At 40.1% G+C, this 21,687-nt stretch carries 19 protein-coding genes; 3 read left to right on the forward strand and 16 right to left on the reverse strand.

Annotation, left to right across the window (positions count from 1 at the left end; all coding sequences use genetic code 11):
* Positions 1-110: 110 nt before the first annotated feature.
* Genes R6U77_RS16800 through R6U77_RS16810 form a run of 3 tightly spaced genes read right to left on the reverse strand, consistent with a single transcriptional unit; the run spans position 111 to position 4,875 of the window.
* The gene (locus tag R6U77_RS16800) at positions 111-1,919 is read right to left on the reverse strand and encodes an ABC transporter substrate-binding protein (protein WP_319836531.1); all 1,809 of its coding nucleotides are present in this window, start codon (positions 1,917-1,919) and stop codon (positions 111-113) included.
* Between the two features lie 18 nt (positions 1,920-1,937).
* Positions 1,938-3,434, reverse strand: a complete 1,497-nt coding sequence (locus R6U77_RS16805; protein ID WP_319836532.1) for an ABC transporter permease — start codon at positions 3,432-3,434, stop codon at positions 1,938-1,940.
* A gap of 13 nt (positions 3,435-3,447) precedes the next feature.
* Positions 3,448-4,875, reverse strand: coding sequence for an ABC transporter permease (locus tag R6U77_RS16810; protein ID WP_319836533.1), 1,428 nt, complete (start codon positions 4,873-4,875; stop codon positions 3,448-3,450).
* A 239-nt stretch (positions 4,876-5,114) separates the two neighbouring features.
* On the opposite strand from R6U77_RS16810, the gene R6U77_RS16815 reads away from it, so the two are divergent.
* Positions 5,115-6,866, forward strand: a complete 1,752-nt coding sequence (locus R6U77_RS16815) for an ABC transporter ATP-binding protein (protein ID WP_319836534.1) — start codon at positions 5,115-5,117, stop codon at positions 6,864-6,866.
* 71 nt (positions 6,867-6,937) lie between these two features.
* Here R6U77_RS16815 and R6U77_RS16820 read toward each other — a convergent pair whose 3' ends face one another.
* The 10 genes from R6U77_RS16820 to R6U77_RS16865 form a co-directional block, all read right to left on the reverse strand.
* Positions 6,938-7,396 carry an NUDIX hydrolase gene (locus R6U77_RS16820; RefSeq protein WP_319836535.1) on the reverse strand — a complete coding sequence of 153 codons (459 nt, stop codon included), beginning with the start codon at positions 7,394-7,396 and terminating at the stop codon, positions 6,938-6,940.
* A gap of 136 nt (positions 7,397-7,532) precedes the next feature.
* On the reverse strand, positions 7,533-8,654 hold the full coding sequence (locus tag R6U77_RS16825) for a Nif3-like dinuclear metal center hexameric protein (RefSeq protein ID WP_319836536.1): 1,122 nt from the start codon (positions 8,652-8,654) through the stop codon (positions 7,533-7,535).
* A complete protein-coding gene (locus R6U77_RS16830; protein WP_319836537.1) occupies positions 8,651-9,349 on the reverse strand; it encodes a tRNA (adenine(22)-N(1))-methyltransferase in 699 nt (232 codons plus the stop codon). The genes R6U77_RS16825 and R6U77_RS16830 overlap by 4 nt, the downstream gene beginning before the upstream one ends.
* 124 nt (positions 9,350-9,473) lie before the next feature.
* Positions 9,474-9,809: a c-type cytochrome gene (locus tag R6U77_RS16835; protein WP_293920304.1), complete on the reverse strand. Its 336-nt coding sequence runs from the start codon at positions 9,807-9,809 to the stop codon at positions 9,474-9,476.
* 139 nt (positions 9,810-9,948) lie between these two features.
* Positions 9,949-11,091: an acyl-CoA dehydrogenase family protein gene (locus R6U77_RS16840; protein ID WP_293920305.1), complete on the reverse strand. Its 1,143-nt coding sequence runs from the start codon at positions 11,089-11,091 to the stop codon at positions 9,949-9,951.
* A gap of 158 nt (positions 11,092-11,249) precedes the next feature.
* Positions 11,250-11,798, reverse strand: coding sequence for a hypothetical protein (locus tag R6U77_RS16845; protein ID WP_293920306.1), 549 nt, complete (start codon positions 11,796-11,798; stop codon positions 11,250-11,252).
* 165 nt (positions 11,799-11,963) lie between these two features.
* On the reverse strand, positions 11,964-13,088 hold the full coding sequence (rpoD, locus tag R6U77_RS16850) for an RNA polymerase sigma factor RpoD (RefSeq protein ID WP_293920307.1): 1,125 nt from the start codon (positions 13,086-13,088) through the stop codon (positions 11,964-11,966).
* A gap of 31 nt (positions 13,089-13,119) precedes the next feature.
* The gene (gene dnaG, locus R6U77_RS16855) at positions 13,120-14,940 is read right to left on the reverse strand and encodes a DNA primase (RefSeq protein ID WP_319836538.1); all 1,821 of its coding nucleotides are present in this window, start codon (positions 14,938-14,940) and stop codon (positions 13,120-13,122) included.
* A 412-nt stretch (positions 14,941-15,352) separates the two neighbouring features.
* On the reverse strand, positions 15,353-16,165 hold the full coding sequence (locus R6U77_RS16860; protein WP_319836539.1) for a pyruvate, water dikinase regulatory protein: 813 nt from the start codon (positions 16,163-16,165) through the stop codon (positions 15,353-15,355).
* An 8-nt stretch (positions 16,166-16,173) separates the two neighbouring features.
* Positions 16,174-16,803: a transcriptional regulator CcpN gene (locus R6U77_RS16865; protein WP_293920348.1), complete on the reverse strand. Its 630-nt coding sequence runs from the start codon at positions 16,801-16,803 to the stop codon at positions 16,174-16,176.
* A gap of 381 nt (positions 16,804-17,184) precedes the next feature.
* On the opposite strand from R6U77_RS16865, the gene R6U77_RS16870 reads away from it, so the two are divergent.
* Positions 17,185-18,573: a glycine--tRNA ligase gene (locus tag R6U77_RS16870; protein ID WP_319836540.1), complete on the forward strand. Its 1,389-nt coding sequence runs from the start codon at positions 17,185-17,187 to the stop codon at positions 18,571-18,573.
* 647 nt (positions 18,574-19,220) lie between these two features.
* On the opposite strand, the gene R6U77_RS16875 is transcribed toward R6U77_RS16870, so the two are convergent.
* The 3 genes from R6U77_RS16875 to R6U77_RS16885 form a co-directional block, all read right to left on the reverse strand.
* Positions 19,221-19,736: a GNAT family N-acetyltransferase gene (locus tag R6U77_RS16875; RefSeq protein WP_319836541.1), complete on the reverse strand. Its 516-nt coding sequence runs from the start codon at positions 19,734-19,736 to the stop codon at positions 19,221-19,223.
* 65 nt (positions 19,737-19,801) lie between these two features.
* On the reverse strand, positions 19,802-21,106 hold the full coding sequence (locus R6U77_RS16880; RefSeq protein WP_319836542.1) for a methyl-accepting chemotaxis protein: 1,305 nt from the start codon (positions 21,104-21,106) through the stop codon (positions 19,802-19,804).
* Positions 21,107-21,226: 120 nt separating this feature from the next.
* Positions 21,227-21,544, reverse strand: a complete 318-nt coding sequence (locus tag R6U77_RS16885) for a hypothetical protein (RefSeq protein ID WP_319836543.1) — start codon at positions 21,542-21,544, stop codon at positions 21,227-21,229.
* Between R6U77_RS16885 and R6U77_RS19890 the strand changes: the two genes are divergently transcribed.
* The gene (locus R6U77_RS19890; protein ID WP_406601112.1) at positions 21,518-21,661 is read left to right on the forward strand and encodes a TetR family transcriptional regulator C-terminal domain-containing protein; all 144 of its coding nucleotides are present in this window, start codon (positions 21,518-21,520) and stop codon (positions 21,659-21,661) included. The two genes, R6U77_RS16885 and R6U77_RS19890, sit on opposite strands and share 27 nt — an antisense overlap.
* Positions 21,662-21,687 lie beyond the last annotated feature (26 nt).

The raw sequence follows: 21,687 nt of genomic DNA on the forward strand, positions 1-21,687 counted from the left end.
ATTCATCGCGACCTATACAGAGGTTTGAATAAGCCTCTTCTCATATGAATACAAAAAGGCTGTGGAAAAATTAGATGTACTAACTTTTCCAACAGCCTTTCACTTACATTTTATTTCGTTGCTTGGTATGCCTGTATAAATTCCTTCACTTTTGCGCTATCTGCCTCTAGCTTTAAGCCTGTATCCACAAGTGGTGAAACAGTTGATACTGCTGGCTTTTTATTACCTTGGTAGTAGCTAATAAATTCATCTTGATTAATTGAATAAAGAATCGCTTTACGTAAATCAACAGATGTTGATACATCTCGCCCTTTTGGATTCATTAATAAATAAGAAACGGCGTTGCTATCTGCTGTTTTTAATGTTAAATTCGCATCACCCTCTACAACATCAAGCTTCGTTTCTGGCACAGCTTGTAGTACGTGGATTTCTCCGTTACGTAGAGCTGATAATGCGCTATCGTTATCTTGGATAAAGCGCACGTTCACTTTATCTATTTTCGGCTCATTTTCAGTGCCTGCTTGATATGCTGGATTTTTTACGAACGTTGCCTCATAATCATTTTTTTGTACAAGTACGTACGGGCCTGATGCAGCTAAATGGTTAGCATATGTTGCCCCTTCTGTTACTGTTGCTTGATCTCCATAAGCTACATGAACGTTTGGATCATAGCTTTCAACATCAAATGTATTGACCGCTGTAACCGCAGCCTCTGACACGATACCACCCGATTGATGCGCTAAATAGTTTAACACTTGTGGGAATGGTGTTGGTGTCGTAATTTTTACAACCTGATATTTACCTGCTGCATTATCGACATCTGCCTCGCTCGCCACTACCTCTGCAATCGCCGCTGGTAATTGCTGTGATAACACGTCTAAAACTGTGTCGCCATTAGCTGTTTGTACAGATTCCAATGCTGTAATATCTGTTACGATCTCCACTGTCTCGATGTTTTCATGAATTGAGTATGTGCGGTGATCTGGCACTGCTTTCTCATCCTTTGCACGCTCTAATGAAAAGACTACATCCTCCGCTGATACTAAATCACCTGTATCTACCGCTTGGTTATTTTCCACTTTTGCAAAGTTAATATCATCGCGCAATACGAAGTAATACGATTGGTTATCCTCTGCAATAGCATAGTTATACGATAACGAGCCATCTGCAACGACTTCATCCGTATCAGATAAATTCACTAAACGCACATACATATTCGTATTTAATGTATTAATAGAGCCATCATTTCCTTTAACTGGGTCTAATGATGTTAATGATGAAATAGCTTGGTGTAAAATAAGCGGTTCTGTTGTATTTTTTGCTGTATCATTAAATGAAATTGTTTCCCACGCCTGTGCACGTGATTTTGGTAAACGAACTGTATCTGGGTTTACTTCTTTAGAATAAATACCTTGGAATTTCTTTGAAATGTATAATGGTGCAATATATGCTTTATCGAAAACAAGTGCTTGCTCTAGCTCTGCATATTTCTCCTTCGCCTCATCGCCAATTAATGTGCTTGCCTCATCGATTAATGTATCGATTTGCTCGTCTGCTGTATTGCTATAATCTCCACCTGTTTTAAACAGACCACGCACCGCATAATCTGGGTTCCCTGTTACTGTCGTCCAGCTTGATAATGCTAAATCATAGTTCCCTGCATCTCGTTGTGCTGAAAAGGAACCGAAATCTGGTTGAATGTTTAATTTCACCTCAAAGCCATTTTTCGTTAATTGGTCACGCACGATATTTACATCTTGCTCCTGTGATGCCATTCCTAGTACTTCAATAACAGGCTTGTCACCTGTTGGGCTCGTTGTGCTTTCTTTTTCTACATCGGATTTTGTTTCTACACAGCCTGTTAACGCTACGGCTGCCGCTGTTGTTGCTGCTGCAAAAGCTAAATATTTTTTGTTCATCTTTAAATTCCTCCAATATTAATTTGATTTCGGGTCTAATGCGTCACGTAAGCCATCACCAAAGAAATTAAATGATAGCACGAGCAGCATAATACAAATCCCTGGGAAAATCGCTACATAAGAATGTGTTTCTAAATATGTGCTTCCTACTTTTAAAATATTGCCCCATTCAGGAATATGTGGCTCAACACCTAGCCCAAGGAAGCTCAAGCTACTCGTTGAAATAACCGCGCCACCAATTGTTAAGGTTGCCTTGACAATCATCGGTGCTAAAGAGTTTGGTACGATATGCTTAAAAATAATCGCCCCATCAGACACACCCAAGGCACGTGCGGACTCGACAAACTCGTAATTGGCAATTTGCATGACATTGGCACGCATCGTTCGAGCATATGTCGGAATCGCTCCAACGCTTAGTGCGATAATTAAGTTCACTGTATTGGCGCCAAATGCGGCAATAATCGCAATTGCTAACAGAATACCTGGAATCGCATATAAAATATCAAGCAAACGCATAATGATATTATCTGTATGTCGACCGTAATAGCCTGAAAATGCCCCAAGTGCCCCACCAATAATTGCGGGAATAATTGTTGAGAAAAAGCCGACAATTAACGAGATTTGTGCACCGAAGACGATGCGGGAGAATAAATCACGCCCAAAATCATCTGTGCCTAATGGATATTCAAATGATGGTCCTTGCAATAGGGCACTATAATTATTTTGTGTCGCAAAGTCATAATCAAACGTCCATGAGCTGACAATAGACAATGAAAACATTGTAATAATAAAGAACATGCCGAACACAGCCATCGTATTGCGCAAAATTTTGTCCCATGTTTTTTGCCACTTCTCTATTGCAGAAGGATCTGCATTTCTCGCCTTACGAATCAATGTAAAGCCGAGCAATGTGGCAAACAAATTACCTGTCACTGTTGCAAGCAACAGCACAATACCTAGCACTTGCATCCATTTCGGTGCAGAGGTAGCTGTGACATAGCGTGCAACAAGCACTGCTGTTACTGCATAAACAAGTGCCAATGCTATAAATGCAGTCATTGCCATAACGAAGCTATCGACAACATAAGGCTTAAATATATTGAGTGCCGAAAGCATAAAAATAACAATTTGTGTCATCAGTGCATAAACCGCAAACGTATACTCCGTCGTTTTATTTTTCGTCACAAGCATAAAGCCATAGCCTGCCGCAAAAACATTGCCAGCAAAAATCGTCAGCATTAATGGATAGCCTAGCCAGCGTGTTCTACGTTCAATTTGATGCACCTTTGCTAAATCTTTTTTTATAAGCAGTGAAGTGAGCCAAACATAAAGTGTTATCACAGCGTAAATAATAAAGCCATACAACACATATGGTCGCCACACACCTTCACTAAAATTAAAGCTATAAAGTAAAAGCAATACTGAAAAAATCGCAGAAAAGGCAATGGTAAATTGTGCATTGACATATTCCTGTGTAATTTTCAAAAGTAGCTTCACATTTGATATGAATTTCACAAAAAATCCTCTCCTAAGATTGCTTCATTTTTGAGCGGATACGTGGATCAAAGAAAGCATACAACACATCAATGACCATATTGACAATCGAAATGGTAATAGCGATGTAAACAACGCCACCCAAAATCGCAGGAATATCGGGTATAAACTGCTTATCGACAATATAACTACCGATACCGCTAATATTGAATACTTTTTCTGTTACCGCTGCCCCGCCAAGCATGCCACCGAACAATAACCCAATCACTGTAATAATTGGAATCATCGCATTGCGAATTGCATGTTTGACAATGACGTTTTTCTCACTTAAGCCCTTTGCCTTTGCTGTAATAATATAATCCTCATGAATGACCTCTAGCATGCTGGAGCGCGTCATCCTTGCAATCGATGCTGTAATGGATGTCCCTAATACAACAATCGGCATTACAATGGATAGCCAATTACTTGGATTATATGTTGCAGGTAGCCATTGTAGCTTTAACGAGAATGTTAAAATAAAAATTAGACCTTGCCAGAAGCTCGGAATGGATAAGCCAATTAATGCTAATAGCATAAATGCATAATCTAAAAAGGAATTAGGTCGAACAGCTGAAATAATGCCGACAGGTATCGCAATAATCACAGCCATAATTAAAGAAAATAATGCTATCTTTAATGTTACTGGGAATTTATTCATAATACTTTGCGTAATATCCTCTTTCCCCGCAAAGGAATTCCCTAAATCAAAGGTAAATAGCCCTGATAAAGAATGCCATAGCTGCACCAAGTACGGCTGATCCAAGCCATGTAGCTTATTAAAATTCGCAATTTGTGCTGGTGTCGCCTCAACGCCTAACAGGTTGCGTGCTGGGTCAAATGGTGAAATATATAAAATCGAAAACACCAATATCGCCACACCGACAATAACAAACAAGCTTTGAATAATACGTTCAACGATAAAGCGTGCAAATGGATTGCTACATAAAATAAGTATGATATACATGATAATACTAGGTATAAAGCTTAATGCTAAAAATGCAGGCTTCATTAGTAGTTGACTAAAATATGCTGTATAGGTCTGTTGTGCCACATCTTGTGCGAAAAGCTGCTGCTCAACTTCCTTATTCATCCTTTGTTCAACTAATTGTTGGACTGTTGCTTGTAGCTTTTGCTCATCTATTTTTTGATGAAAGAAGCTTGCTTTGGATAATTCCTGCTCTCTATATTCCGCTGCCCACTCCTTTTCTATGCCTGAAGCAATTAATTGCGCTTTTTGCTGCGCATATTTTTCGGAATATGCATTGTTATTTTTTTTATAGAAAAACAATACAGTAGCAACGATATGAACGAGCAAGCCCGTTATATATAAAATCCATGCATAGCTTTTTTTGGCACTTAATTTTTGATAGCTTCTTGCAAAATATGCATTGATGCCTCGCCCAAAAATTTCATTATTGGACATATTGCTTCTCCCTTCATAACAATTTTAAAATACTTGATAAGTTTCACAAAACGGTTATTGTATAATTCCTATCTGTATAGTACATTATGTATTAGCGATATCATTTCGTCAATAAAAATATTTATTATTTTGTCCAAAAGCAAAATACTTAACGAAAAGCTTTATCAAATTGAATAAATAGCGTAACTTTCAGCATTTGAGCTGAGACATAATTGATAATAGATAGGTGGATATTTATAATGGAAAAATTATTAGAAGTAAATGATTTGCGCGTTTCCTTTATTACAGGGGAAAGCGAATTTGAAGCAGTAAAGGGCGTTAGCTTTCATGTCAATAAAGGGGAAACAGTTGGTATTGTAGGAGAATCTGGTAGCGGTAAAAGCGTAACAGCTCGTTCGATTATGCGCTTGCTGCCATCACCTCCCTCCTTTTTAAAATCAGGTGAGATTCACTTTCAAGGACAAAATTTAGTCGAGCAAACAGAAAAACATATGGAGTCTATTCGCGGGAAGGATATTAGCATGATTTTCCAAGACCCAATGACCTCCACTAACCCAACAATTCGTATCGGTGAGCAAATTGCAGAAGGCTTAATGAAGCATCAAAAGCTTTCGAAGCAAGAGGCATATACACAAACGATTGAGCTATTAAAATTAGTTGGTATTAACAATTGCGAGGAGCGCTATAAGCAGTATCCACATGAATTTAGTGGTGGAATGCGCCAGCGTGTAATGATTGCGATGGCATTGGCGTGTAATCCTTCTTTATTAATTGCAGATGAGCCAACAACCGCCCTTGATGTAACGATTCAAGCACAAATTTTAAGCTTGATGAAGCGCATGCAGGAGCGACTAGGCACAGCCATTATTTTAATTACCCATGATTTAGGCGTTGTCGCAGGGATGTGTGACCGTGTCGTTGTGATGAAGGAGGGCGAAATCGTTGAGCAAGGAACAACGGAGGAAATTTTCGCAAATCCGCAGCACAGCTATACGAAGCGTTTATTAAATGCCTTGCCAAGGCTACACGAAAAAAAGGAAGCAAAAGTACAGCCAAACTTGCCAGCGGACCTTGACCCCAACGTGCCATTAGTAGAAATACGCCATTTGCAAAAGCATTTTGATTTAGGTAAAGGTGATGTTGTCAAGGCTGTTAATGATTTATCATTTCATATTTACCCTGGTGAAACGCTTGGACTTGTAGGAGAATCTGGCTCAGGTAAATCAACAACAGGACGTACTATTTTGCAGCTACACCAGCCAACTGATGGAGAGGTGCTATATAAAGGTGTGCCTGTGACACGCTTATCGAAAAATGAGTTAAAGAGTATGCGCCGCCATTTACAAATGATTTTCCAAGACCCATACTCGTCTTTGAACCCTCGCAAAAAAGTGCTCGATATTATTGGCGAGGCATTGGATGTTCATAAGCTTACGACATCGAAGGAGCAGCGTCGTGCACGTGTCGAGGAATTATTAGAGCTTGTTGGCTTAAATAAGGAGCATGCGCTACGTTATCCACATGAATTTAGCGGTGGACAGCGCCAGCGCATTGGTATTGCAAGAGCATTAGCGGTTGAGCCGAACTTCATTGTTTGTGATGAACCATTGTCTGCCTTGGATGTATCAATTCAAAAGCAAATTGTTGACTTATTAAAGGATTTACAGCAGCGCTTTGGCTTAACCTATTTATTTATTGCCCATGATTTATCGATGGTCAAGCATATTAGTGACCGAGTAGCTGTTATGTATGGCGGAAAAATTGTCGAGCTAGCTGAGAGCGAGGAGCTTTATTCCAACCCGCAGCATCCTTATACGAAAATGCTACTGCAATCGATTCCAATTCCTGACCCAGCGATCGAAAAACAGAAGCAGCAGGAAAGACATGTGTTAACAGAAGATGAGCTACGTGCTAAACGCTTTGACGTCGACAACACAGAGCTTGTCGAAATTTCCAAAGGACATTGGGTTGCTTTAGCTAAGGGCGAGTAAAAACAGCATTTCTCAAAAATGGCCACGAATGAACGTTTCGTGGTTATTTTTTTTCGAATAAATTATATAACTTAAATTCTTAAATACTTCAAAGGCTCTTTCTTAACGAAATGATTTTCAATCGATTGAAGGACTACCTCATTGCCAGGTAAACTTACCATTTCTTTCGCTTTTTCAAAAGGAAGCCATTGATATTCGCTATGCTCGCTGTTTAATATGACAGATTGCTCTTTATGAACAAAGCCTACAAAAACAGGTGCCATGTAAATAAAATTGTCTTGTGGAGAGAAAATTTGGTCAAATTGATTGGATGAATATAAGGCAAGCTCTGTAATGCCTGTTTCTTCTCTAATTTCTCGATACACTGCTTCTATAGCAGTCTCACCATTTTCAATGGCACCTCCAATATAGCACCAAATGTTATTTAAAATAGGAGATGCTCTTTTTAATAATAGAACATGATATGTATCATTAATTTTTTTCAATAACACCACAGCAACACCATTAGATTTGATAGGAATCATAGCCATCTCTTATGCCTTCTTTCTCCATTTTGTGTATAGTAGACATTTTTGAATAGAAAAGGTTCCATAAGCCATTAAAAAAAGTGTTTGAAAGCGGTCAAACATACCGTTTTCAAACACCCTACTTTACCGATGCAAGGAGTTAAATAAACTTAAATGGCTCTGTATGAATTTGTGATTCAATAAATTGTACAGGTAATTTCTTCTTTGCACATAGTACCTTCATTTTCTCCGCAACACCTTTAATCATCACCTTTTCCACATGATGTCCAGGGTCGACAATGCTTAAGCCATTGACTTCTGCATCCTGTGCCATATGGAAGCCGATATCCCCTGTTACGAAAACATCTGCACCAGCTCTTCTTGCCGCTGCAATATAGCTATTGCCGTCTCCACCGATAACCGCTACCTTCGAAACAGTGCGCTGTAAATCACCTACAACACGCAAGCATGGTACATCAAGCTGTACCTTGACGAATTCTGCAAATTGCTGCAATGTCATTGGTTGCTGCAATGTTCCAATACGCCCTAAGCCTTCTTCTTTGGCAGTTAACGCTAGCTCCCATACGTCATATGCAGGCTCCTCATACGGGTGCGTATTCAGCATTGCTTTTAAAATACGATTTTTTTGGCTGCTTGGGAAAACGACCTCTACTTTTTGCTCAGGTTCGACATTGACCTCACCGATTTGACCGACAAAAGGATTGGCTCCATCTAATGCACGAAAACGCCCTTCTCCAGCCGTCGTAAAGCTACACGTATCATAATCGCCTATTTGTCCTGCCCCCGCATTAGCGAGTGCAATACGCAGCGTTTCTGCATATTCCGTTGGCACATAAACGGCTAGCTTCATCAGCTGCTCGCTATATGTGTGCTCCAAAATTTTTCGATTTTCAAGCTGCAAGGCATCCGCTAGTAAATCATTGACACCACCTTGTGCCACATCTAAGTTCGTATGTGCTGCATAGACCGCAATATCATGCTTTAAGCATTTTTCATAAAGCTTGCCAGCAGGTGTATCTGTCCGCAAATTGCTCAGCTTGCGGAAAATGGGTGGGTGATGTGCAATAATAAGCTCACAGCCCTGTGCTATTGCCTCTTCCACTACCTCCAGCGTCACATCAAGCGTGACGAGCACTTTCGTCACCTCTTTATTGACTGTGCCAATCGCAAGCCCTATCGGATCATTGGGCATACAGGCAAGCTTTTTCGGCGACCAGCTTTCGAATAATTGAATAATTTCATTGCCATTTACAGATTTCATTTTGCTAGCACTCCTTCAACTAATTGAATTAATTGCTGTAACTCCTCTCGCTTCGCTTGAATATCAGGTGTTGCCTCTGCTCTATTCAAGTCCTGTAAAATTCTTTGCCAATTGTCAATTTCCTTCGTCCATTTTTTCACAAAAACAGCTGTGTGCTGTGCAATTAAATGCGTACCAAGCAAAATCTCTGCCTCTGTCAGCTGCATTGCCCCTTTTTGTAAAACAAGGATTTCATAAATTTTATCATCTTCTTCTAAAATAACCTCATCTAAAACAGCCCAGCCATGTGCCAATGCCCATTCACGTATCACCTTCGCATGAATATTTGGCTGTAAAATTAAACGTGTAACAGAAGTAAGCACCTCTGGATGTTTTTCCAATATCGACACAATTAAAGGTCCACCCATTCCTGCAATCGTAACTGTATCGACACGATCATCCTGTTCAATAGCAGCAAGACCGTCCGCCAATCTTACTTGAATATGGTCAAGTAAGCCTTCTGCTCGTACTTGACGCAGTGCAGATTCATACGGACCTTTCACAACTTCACCTGCAACCGCCTGTGAAACAATGCCTTGCTGTACTAAATAACATGGTAAATAGGCATGATCGCTCCCGATATCCGCTACAACTGCTCCTGTTGGCACAAAGGATGCAACTGTTTCTAATCGTTTCGATAATTTTTGTGCATTCATCAAAATTCCTCTTTTCTGCAATATCTCCATTCTATTATAGTAGAAAATGGTGCACTAGCCGAGCGAAAAAAATAATCGGCTTCAACCACCCATGAAATGAGCGGTTAAGCCGATTAAGTCGTTACTATTCTAAAGATAAAATGTAGTCAGCTACTGCTTCCTCGTTGCCTTTTGCAGCACCTGCAGGCATTGCACCTTTACCATTTACTAAAACGTCGATGATTTCTTCTTTAGATAGTGCGATACCATGTAAGTTTGGTCCCATACCACCTGTTAAGTCACCACCGTGACAGCCGATACAGCCTTGTACTAGTGCTGCGCCATCAGCTTGTTCAGATGTTTCGCCGCCTTCTTCATGCGCTTCTTCACTTTTTCCAGCACCGTTAATTGACATGAAGAAAATAAGTCCGATACCGAATGCTAAAATTAAGATGTAAGGAAAAACTGGATTGTTTTTCATACGATTGCCCTCCCTCATTTATTTTGCTTCTATATGATAGAATCTATTCAACAATAATTATTGTACTGCATTCAGTTGAAAACGGAAAGACCTAAAGCATAAGTTTTACTTTGTTTGTAACAATTTCGTCACTTATCGATCACGCATCCAAAATATGTCTTGCAATAACGAGCTTTTGTACCTCAGATGTACCTTCTCCAATTTCCAATAATTTCGCATCACGCATATAGCGTTCCACTTCATATTCACGCATATAGCCATAGCCACCATGTATTTGAATTGCCTCATCGCAAACTTCCATTGCCATTTCAGATGCATAGTATTTAGCAATGGCTGCCTCTTTGCTAAACGGGCGTCCTTGATCTTTGAGCCACGCTGCTTTATAGACATACGTTCGCGCTATCTCAATTTTTACCGCCATATCAGCTAGCTTAAATTGTGTTGCTTGGAACTCCGCAAGCGCTTTACCGAATTGCTTGCGCTCCTTTGCATATTGCACCGCCTTATTCATCGCTCCTTGCGCAATACCTACAGCCATCGCTGCGATGCCGATGCGTCCACCATCTAATGTTTGTAAAAATTGCTTGAAGCCATTGCCTTTTGTGCCGAGCAGATTTTCCTCTGGCACAACAACATTTTCTAAAATAAGCTCTGTCGTATTCGATGCGTTTAAGCCCATCTTTTCATACTCGTCTATAATCGTAAAGCCCTTTGCATTTGTTGGCACGATAATTGCACTAATTTCTTTTTTGCCATCTTTTATATCCGTAATCGCCGTTAATGCTAAATGCTTAGCATAGCTTGCATTCGTAATAAACATTTTTGAGCCATTAATCGTAAATTGATTGTTTTCTAATACTGCTCTCGTCTCAGTTCCCCCTGCATCAGAGCCTGCATTTGCCTCCGTTAAACCGAAGGCACCAAAAGATTCCCCTGTGCAAATTGGCGTTAAGTAGCGCTCTTTTTGCTCCTTTGTGCCAAATAAATTCAGCGGTGCGCCGCCAAGTGAAATATGCGCTGAATATGTAATGCCTGTTGAAGCACATACGCGACTTAATTCCTCTGTTACAATGGCAAAGCTAATCGTATCTGCACCAGCCCCACCGTATTCCTCTGGAAAAGGCAATCCCATCATGCCCATTTCAGCTAATTGTTGAAAGATTTCTTTTGGAAACGCTTTCTTTTTATCGCGCTCAATTGCCCCTGGCGCCACAACCTCGTCAGCAAATTCCTTCATTGTACGTTGAATCATGCGTTGCTCATCCGTTAAATCAAAAAACATTTTGCCCACCCCTTTGTCTGTTTACACTTTTATTCTATAAGAAAAAAATGTATTTTAACAGCATTTTCGTCACAAAAAGAAGAAAAAGCAAAGAAGTTCCCCTCTTTGCAAGTAAAAGATGACAGCTTGCTTATGTAAAAACATAGCCGTCAGCCTTGTTACATAAAAAAGTAAAGCGCTATTGCTAGCATCCCTAATATGCCTGATATTGTAAGGTAAATAATTTTCAACGCCAGCCCCGAAATAAACCAGAGCAGGCAATTTAATAGTAATCCTACATAGAGCAGTGTTAAATTGTTTGCAAAATAGGTCATAGAAATTTGCACTGTTACTGCTAGTAATAATAATGCTCCCGTTAAATGTAAAATAGGTGACAGCAGTTGATTTTTTTTAGCGACATAAAAGGCAGCAATTAAACAGCCAATGGCTAAAATTGCTGTTACAATTCCAACGAGCCAGACCGCATCAATCGTGAACAAGAGCACAATAAAAATAATCGCAATAATTGGCATAGCGGCGTATTTGCGTAACGTTTTACGCTTTTGCTGTGCCATCACTGATTGAGAAGCTTTTCCTTGTATTTCGTTTTGCTCGCCTCCCTCAGTATATAACGTCGTTAAAAAATCACAATAATGCTCAGGCAGCAGCTTATTTTGCTTCCAAAATGTAATTTCATTAAGTATAATTTGTTTTTTCTGGTTCGACATCTGTTTTCTCTCCAAACCATTTAATATATGTATAGTACTATCATAAGAAATATAGCAACATTCTAACATATGAAAAAAGTAGCATATATAGTAATTTATCATTTGTATTATATCAAATTTTTGGCATGCTAAAAAAGCTGTAGGCTCCCCTACAGCTTTTAGAATTTATTCTAAAAAGTCTTTTAAACGTTTTGAGCGAGACGGGTGGCGTAATTTGCGCAATGCTTTCGCCTCAATTTGACGAATACGTTCACGTGTAACGCCAAATACCTTCCCTACTTCTTCCAATGTTCTTGTGCGACCATCATCCAATCCGAAGCGTAAACGCAAGACGTTTTCTTCACGATCTGTCAATGTATCAAGCACATCTTCAAGCTGTTCCTTCAATAGCTCATATGCCGCATGATCTGACGGTGATTGCGCTTCAGAATCCTCAATGAAATCACCTAAATGCGAATCGTCCTCTTCACCAATCGGTGTTTCAAGCGATACAGGCTCTTGTGCAATTTTTAAAATTTCACGTACTTTTTCAGGTGTTAAATCCATTTCCTCACCGATTTCCTCTGGAGATGGCTCACGACCTAAGTCCTGCAGTAATTGACGCTGTACGCGGATTAATTTATTGATTGTTTCCACCATATGCACAGGGATACGGATTGTACGCGCTTGGTCTGCAATAGCGCGCGTAATTGCTTGACGAATCCACCATGTTGCATAAGTAGAGAATTTGAAGCCTTTGCGATGGTCGAATTTTTCAACCGCTTTAATAAGCCCCATATTTCCTTCTTGAATCAAATCAAGGAATAGCATACCGCGACCAACATAGCGCTTTGCAATCGATACAACAAGTCGCAAGTTTGCCTCAGCCAAACGTTTACGTGCTTCTTCATCACCTTGCTCAATTCGCTCTGCTAAACGAATCTCTTCCTCAGCAGAAAGTAAATCAACACGACCAATTTCCTTTAAGTACATACGCACAGGGTCATTAATTTTCACTCCTGGTGGTACACTTAAATCGTTTAAGTCAAATGTTTCTTCATTCGCCTCTTGCTTAGACAACGCGTCTTCCTCGAACTCCTCTTTACCCTCTACTGTTACTCCTTGGCTTTCGATATTTTCTGCAAAATGGAAGATTTCTTCGCTTTCTAGCTCAAAAGTAGCTAGTTTTTCCGAAATTTCTTTCATCGAAATTTCGCCCTCTGTCTTTGCTTTATTTTGAAGAAGCACCTTTACTTCCTCTAACGATAGTTCATTTACTGTTTCTTTTGAGCGTTCTGATTTGTCCGCCATAAACCTTCCTCCTTCTAAAAAACGAATCGAGTTACATCGTCGCTAAAGTTCTTCTTAAATGGATAATTTTTTGCACAATCTCCATTGCCTGTTTGTATTCATGCATTTTCTCTGCCTCTGTTTGCTGTTGACGCAGTGCATCAATTTCAAGCTGAATGCGATGTTTTTTTAGATGCTTTAAGCAATCTGCTATTTCTGCCTCTGCATGCTCAGGATCCCGCTCAGCTAACGCGGCCTCCATCACAATTTTCCGTAACTCAGAATCTTCAATTACCTCTACAAATCGCTGATAATCCGCTGTACTGTATTCCTCGTAAAAGCCGATTAATCGAACGAAAACAGCCATATACTCATCTCTTACAAAGGGCTCCTCGCCCCTTTGCAATACTTTATCCACTACATGCACATTATGCAGCATATGTGATAGCAATAATCGTTCTGCACGCTCCGCTGCGGTCAATGGCTTTTGCGCTGTCGGTAACGGAGCGACTTCTTGCACTTGTAGCTGTTCACTTTTATAGTGCTTCGATTTTGTTGCTTCTAATTTTCGATATTGTGCATAAATTGCTTCTTGAGAAATAGATGTTTCATTCGCAAGCTGTGTTATATATAAATCACGCTCGATTGGTGAAGATACCCCAATAAGCTCTTCTAGCACTTCTTGTACATATTGCAGCACATCATTTTCAAATTGGAAATTTTTATTGCGTCTTGCATACATCATCATAAAAGCAAGATATGCTTGAGGCTTTTCAATGATTTGCGTTTTAAATGCTTCCGCACCATATTGACGGATATAATCATCTGGATCAAGCTTGTCCGGTAAAACCGCAACCTCTACTTTTAAGCGTTCCGCCTTTAGCAACTGTGCTGAGCGTCTTGCTCCCTCCATACCAGCAGAATCCCCATCATAGCAAACCGTAATTTGCTCCACTAAGCGCTTGAGCCTTTGGATATGCTGTGGTGTGAGCGAGGTACCCATTGTTGCGACGGCATTTGTTACGCCTGCATTTGTTGCGGCTAACACATCGACAAATCCCTCCATCAAGACGACTTGACGCGTTTTGCGAATCGTAGCCCTTGCCCTATCTAAATTGTATAAAACTTCGCTTTTATGAAAGATTGGTGTTTCAGGACTGTTCATATACTTTGCTTCTTCAGCATCTGTATTTAAAATTCGCCCTGAAAACGCAATTACCTTCCCATTATCGTCACGGATTGGAAACATAATACGTCCCCTAAAGCGATCGAAATAGGAGCCATCACTTTCCCTTTGAATCACAAGTCCACATTCCGCCATTTCTTCCATTGAAAACTCTTTGCGTTCGAGAAATGCTGTAAGGGAATCCCATGAGGGTAGTGCCCAGCCAATTTTTTGACTTTCGATAAGCTCCTGTGTGAAGCCGCGATTCAATAAATATTGTAGCGCTTCTTCTCCATCCTCCGTGTTCATCAATAAATGATGGTAAAACTCCATCGCAACATCATGAGCTTGCCGCATATTTGCCTCAGCCTTCGATATCGCTTTTACTGGCTGCGAACTAGCCGTTAGCTCTACATCTAATTGGACGCCTGCTCGCTCGCCGAGTTTCACAACCGCATCTGGAAAAGGGATGTTTTCAATATCCATCACAAATGTAATCGCATTACCACCTGCTCCACAACCGAAGCAATGGAATATTTGCTTGTCCTGTGAAACGGAGAAGGAAGGCGTTTGCTCCCCATGGAACGGACATAAGCCAAACCAGTTACGTCCCCTTTTCGTCAATTGCATATAATCGCTAATGACATCAACGATATCTGATTGTGAACGAATTTGTTCGATTAATTCTTCAGGTATTTTTTTGGTCATTCCATCACCATTTTCAGTTGTACATCATTTACGCCTCGGCATAAATGCGTCCAGATTTTTTCGAGTTTGCTCGCAGTAGAAGTTAACCTAAAATCGTCACAATACGCGCCAACTGTTAACTGACCTGCATCGTGCAGGCCTCCTCTTCAAAATCTGTGACATCCGCCAGGGGCTATATCAGGATTCAACAATTTGTTGAATCCTGATATAAACATAATTCGAGATTTATATTGAAAATCCTCTATTATCCGACAAAAAATAATCAAAAATGTCTCTACTTCTAAATATTTTTACCACAATTTTATTATTATAAAACAATAAATATAATTTAGCTACATATTTCGCCTTGATTTTGCAATTTTATTTTGCTTTGCACATGAAAAAAACCCTATCCTAATCGGATAGAGGTAGCTTATGCTTGTGCGCGTATTTTATCCAAAATGACATTCGCTGTTTCTTCTACTGCTGTATTTGTCACATCAATTACTTCACAGCCAATAAGGCTAGCAATACGGTGGAAGTGCTCAATTTCCTGCTGGATTCGCTGATGCTGTGCGTAAATGGCGTCATCATTCAATCCAAGCGTCTTTAAACGCTCTCGACGTATACTATTTAAATTTTCTGGTGAAATAATTAAACCGAAGCATTTTTTTGGATCAACTGCAAAAAGCTCAGCTGGTGGTTCAACTTCTGGTACAAGTGGCACGTTGGCTACTTTTAAGCTTTTATGTGCTAAATATTGCGATAGTGGCGTTTTTGACGTACGAGAAACACCTATTAACACAACATCCGCAAGCAAAACCCCACGCGGGTCTCGTCCATCATCGTATTTTACTGCAAATTCAATTGCTTCAATTCGCTTAAAATAATCATCATCTAATTTATGCGTGAGCCCGGGTCGCTCTAGCGGCGCCTGCTTCATCGAATTCTCTAAAAGCTCTATCATTGGACCAAGCAAGTCAATCGCAGCAACATGCTGCTCTAACGTTGTCGTATAAAGCTTTTGACGCATTTCCTTTTCCACTAATGTATAAATAATAATAGCCTTTTCCTGCATTGCGAGCTGTACGACTCCTTGAAGCTCCTCAAAATTTTTAATATGAGGAAAACGACGAATTTCTACATTTTGAAAGGTTGGCCTAAATTGGCTGACAGCTGCTCTAACTGCTAACTCGCCCGTCTCACCTACCGAATCGGATACGACAAAAAACATCAAGTTATCCAAAACATCACCTACAGTTCATGAATTTGTGCGAGTGAAATAAATGCCTTTGTCACATTTGTTTTCGTTAGCCGCCCAATAATTTCAACCCCGCCAACCGTTTCATTGACAACTGGCATTGAATCAATTTCACGATCGATAAGTTTTTTTGCTGCTTCAATTAAAAAATCATTTTTCGTACAGTATGCAATATTCGGCATGCGCGTCATAATAATATGTACAGGAATTTTATTTAAATCCTGCGTGCCAATGCTCGTACGCAATAAATCTTTTCTCGACAATACCCCTTGTAAATAATTGTGTTGATCTGCGACAAATAATGTCCCAACATCCTCTAAAAACATATGACAAATAGCGTCATAAACCGTCATATTTTCAGAAACAATAACAGGCACTGATTGAAAATCCTTCACCTTTAAATTCGTAAGGGCATCCGTTAGTGACATCGTATTCTTTTTCCCTGCATAAAAATAACCAACACGCGGTCTTGCATCTAAAAAGCCTGCCATCGTTAAAATTGCCAAGTCTGGTCTCAATGTGGCTCTTGTTAAATTTAAACGCTCTGCAATATGCTCTCCTGTAATCGGTCCGTTTTCTTTAACGATTTGCAAAATAGCGTCTTGACGTTTATTGAGTTCGATTTTAACTCACCTGCTTTTAATAATGTTATACTGATTATGCTATTATTATATACTATTTCACTTTAGATTGCGAAGAAAAGAATTAAGGCTATAGCACTTGCATAAAAAAATTTTTGTTGTATACTAATCCATATATAAAAAGCGATGAATGAGCAATAAGTATCTTTTCACCACAGCGAGTAGGGATTGGTGCAAGCCTACACCTGAAAAGAGAAACGGCACTCAGGAGCTATTTTTTCGAAAGAGGTTCAAACAGTGATGTTTGAGCAATCAGGGTGGAACCGCGGATTCTGTACATACAGCATTCGTCCCTGGGCATATTACGCCCAGAGACGAGTGCTTTTTTCGTTGCAATGGGCATACAAATAAGGAGGAATTTTCATGACACAAAAATCAATGGAAACAATCGTATCACTGGCAAAGCATCGTGGATTTGTCTTCCCAGGCTCTGAAATCTATGGTGGTTTAGCAAACACATGGGATTACGGTCCACTTGGTGTAGAATTAAAAAACAATGTAAAAAAAGCTTGGTGGCAAAAATTCGTGCAAGAATCTGAGCACAATGTCGGCTTAGATGCAGCAATTTTAATGAATCCAAAAGCATGGGTTGCTTCAGGTCACGTTGGCAACTTCAACGACCCAATGATTGACTGTAAAGCATGTAAAGCGCGTCATCGTGCAGACAAATTAATTGAGGACGCTTCTTTAGAAAAAACAGGTAAAGAAATTATCGTTGATGGTATGTCCTTTGATCAAATGAAAGCAAAAATGGAAGAGCTTGAAGTAGCTTGTCCAGATTGTGGTAAAATCGACTTCACAGATATTCGTCAATTTAACTTAATGTTTAAAACATTCCAAGGTGTAACAGAATCTTCGACAAATGAAATTTATTTACGCCCTGAAACAGCACAAGGTATTTTCGTCAACTTTAAAAACGTACAACGCTCTATGCGTAAACGTACACCATTTGGTATCGCACAGGTCGGTAAATCATTCCGTAACGAAATTACACCAGGTAACTTCACATTCCGTACACGTGAATTTGAGCAAATGGAGCTTGAATTTTTCTGCAAGCCAGGTGAAGATTTGGAATGGCACGCTTATTGGAAGGAGTTCTGTAAAAACTGGTTATTAAACCTTGGTATGAAGCAAGAATCCATGCGTTTACGCGACCATGAGGACGATGAGCTATCTCACTACTCAAACGCAACAACAGACATCGAATTCCGCTTCCCATTCGGCTGGGGCGAGCTATGGGGTATCGCTGATCGCACAGACTACGACTTAAAGCAGCATATGGAGCACTCAGGTGAAGACTTCACATACATCGATCCTGTAACAAACGAGCGCTATGTGCCATACTGTATCGAGCCATCATTAGGCGCTGACCGTGTCACATTAGCATTCCTATGCGACGCATACGATGAGGAGCAGCTAGAGGGCGATGACAAACGTACAGTATTACGTTTCCACCCTGCACTAGCACCATTCAAGGCAGCGGTACTACCTTTATCAAAAAAATTATCAGAAGAAGCAAGTGACGTATGGGCAGACTTACGCAAAGCCTTCCCTGTCGACTTCGATGAGTCACAATCTATCGGCAAACGCTACCGCCGCCAAGATGAAATCGGCACACCATTCTGCATCACATACGACTTCGACTCAAAAGAAGACGGCCAAGTGACAGTACGTCATAGAGATAGCATGGACCAAATCCGTATGCCGATATCGGAAGTTAAAGATTATATTTCAAAGCACTTACAATTTTAATATGGGTTGGGGGATGCCTATGCATCCCCTCTCTCTGTTTTACTCGGCATACGGATTTGCGACGAGGATTGTGATGCGCTAGCATGACAACCGCAGAAGCAAGTCACCGTATGCCGATAACAGAAGTTAAAGATTATATTTCAAAACACTTACAATTTTAATATGGGTTGAGGGGATGCCTATGCATCCCCTCTCTCTGTTTTACTCGGCATACGAATCTGCGCCGAGGATTGTGATGCGCTAGCATGACAACCACAGAAGCACGCATATGGCGGATTACATAAGCTAACACTTATATTGAAAAGCACTTACAATGCTAATTATGGGTTGAGGGGATGCAATATGCTTCCCCTCTCTCCGTTTTTCCCGCCATATGCATCTGCGCCGAGGATTGTGATGCGCTAGCATGACAACCACAGAAGCACGCATATGGCGGATTACATAAGCTAACACTTATATTGAAAAGCACTTACAATGCTAATTATGGGTTGAGGGGATGCAATATGCTTCCCCTCTCTCCGTTTTTCCCGCCATATGCATCTGCGCCGAGGATTGTGACGCGCTAGCGTGACAACCGCAGAAGCACTCCCCATGTTCCATACCTTCTCTCTTAACAGAAAAAAGCCCGCAGGAAAGCATAACACTTCCTACAAGCCGCTAATTTTTGGTAGCGTACGCCAGCCATAAACAGCCTCACGCAAACGCTCGCCACCAATTTCAACATCGATCACATCAATTTTTTCGCCACCTATTGCCTCATAAAATGCTGTGGAAGGATTATTTTCTAACACAAGCACAAGCATTGACGTAAAGCCTTTTTCCTGCAAATGCTGTACCGCCTGTCGCATTAAAGCTTTGCCAATTCCATGTCCTTGGTATTCTGCTAAAATATAAATTGCATTTAGCTCCCCTTGATACGCTGGATAATGACCACTTCTCTCCTTACCAGCGGTTGCAAAGCCAACGATTTTACCTTGCTCATTTTCAGCGACAAATACATGCCCATATGGAATCGCTGTAAGCCAAAGCTCCTCGCGCTCACTATAGGATAAGCTATCTAAATAGCTTTGTGCTACAATGCCTTGATAGGTTGAGCGCCAGCTATCTACATGCACAGCCGCAATCCCTGCCGCATCCTCTATTTTCGCTTGTCGAATTTTCATGACATAACTCCCCTTTGTAAGCTTATATGCTAGAAAGAGCGCTCAGATGGCGCCCTTTCCTATTATTACTTCACTTTAAATTGATTAATTTCCGCTTGTAAATCATTCGCCATCGTCTCTAAAACATTGGCTGAGCTTGCAATTTCTTCATTGGATGCTGCTTGTTGCTCAGCAGAAAGCCCGATCCCATGTAGGCTTGCTGTGATGCCATGGGCAATTTCTGCGATTTCATTTGCTTCGTGACTTGTTTCATTCGTCTTTTCATTGACCCTGCGAACAATGCTCGTTACTTCATTTGTGCGCTGACTAATATTAGATACATAGTCTACAATGTTTTTAAATGCTTCGCCTGTTTGCTCCACTGACTCACGGCCTTCATCTACAAATCGCGTACCGCTATTAATTGCTGTAACTGCGCTAGATGTTTGGCTTAAAATATCATCTACTAATGTGCGAATATCATCAGCGGCTCTTCCTGATTCCTCTGCTAGCTTTCTAACTTCCTCCGCCACAACTGCAAAGCCTTTACCTGCTTCACCCGCACGTGCAGCTTCAATAGAAGCATTTAAAGCAAGCAAATTGGTTTGATCTGTAATGCTTGTAATTAATGCTAAAATCGAGCTAATTTCCTTTGTTTTTTCACCTAAAGCATTGACAACCTCTGTCGATTCATGCACAGATTGATTAATTGTATTCATTTTATCAATCGTTTGTTCAATTAATTGTAAGCCTGAATCTGCCTTTTGGCTTGTTTCTGTTGCAACGTCCGCCACACCTTGTACAACAGCTGTTACCTCTTCCATTTCTTGATTGATTAAATCCGATAATTCGGACATTTTTTTCATCTTGTCCAGCTGTCCTGCAGTCCCCGTGACCATTTCTTGAATTGAGTTGGAAATTGTTTCAACAGATGTACTGCTTTGCTCTGTAATTGCAGCGAATTCCTTTGTATAGGAAGTGACATCTGTTGATGCTTTATTTGCTTTGTCAACGACTGCCCCAATTTGCTCTAACATATGATTAAATTCGGATGATAATTGACCAATCTCATCTTTATAACGATCATTAGTGCGCACAGTTAAATCGCCATCTGCCGCTTGTGTCATTGCCTTTAATACACTTTTAAGACGCTTTAATACAATATAGCGGGTACATAGCGCAATAATTACCGTACCGATAAATAAAGAAATAAATGTATTAATTACAACACCTGCGACACCATCTAACTCAATGATTTCCCCGACTCGCTTACTAACGAACTCTGAAATATGTGAGCTAATAAATAAACTTACCGCCACTGCTAAAATCATTTTGAAAATTAAACTTTTCCAAATTTTAATTTCCCGTGAAATTGCTCTTTCTCTATTCATAATGGCTCCCCATTTCTATGTAAATCTACTATGATTGTAAAATAAATATCAAAATTAGTAAAATAGTTTCTATATCTTTTCATCAAGTAATGATTTAGCACTAATATATTTGAGCCTTATTCACAATTTTTTTGTAATATCTAACGATTTAGGGATTAAAATATAAACAATAAGTGATACAAATAACATAATGATGCCGCCAATTAAAGCAACTGCTACAAAGGAATCATTAAAGGCTTCCATCCCTTTTGCTGCAAGCTCTGTTAAATTTGTGAGACTTGCTACTTCAACAGCTCCCATTACCGATTCATTCGCTATATTTGCTAATTCACCAACAACGTTATTTGATGCAAACGTCTCGATATTTACTATGACATATTCAAGACTGGTAATGAAACAAACGAATGGCATATTGAGGACATAGAAGCCGCTAGTCAAATGGCATATACCTCAATCAATGGTATAATTACTTTCACATACCGAGCCGATATGAAGACAAGAAAAGAGCGACTCATGCACTTTTCGCAACTATTTTTAAAAGGTATTGACAAGTAAGAAAAATATTGCTCAGGAAATATTAA

Origin of the sequence: Lysinibacillus louembei (genome assembly GCF_033880585.1) — a bacterium.
In the GTDB taxonomy this organism is placed as follows: Bacteria; Bacillota; Bacilli; order Bacillales_A; family Planococcaceae; genus Metasolibacillus; species Metasolibacillus louembei.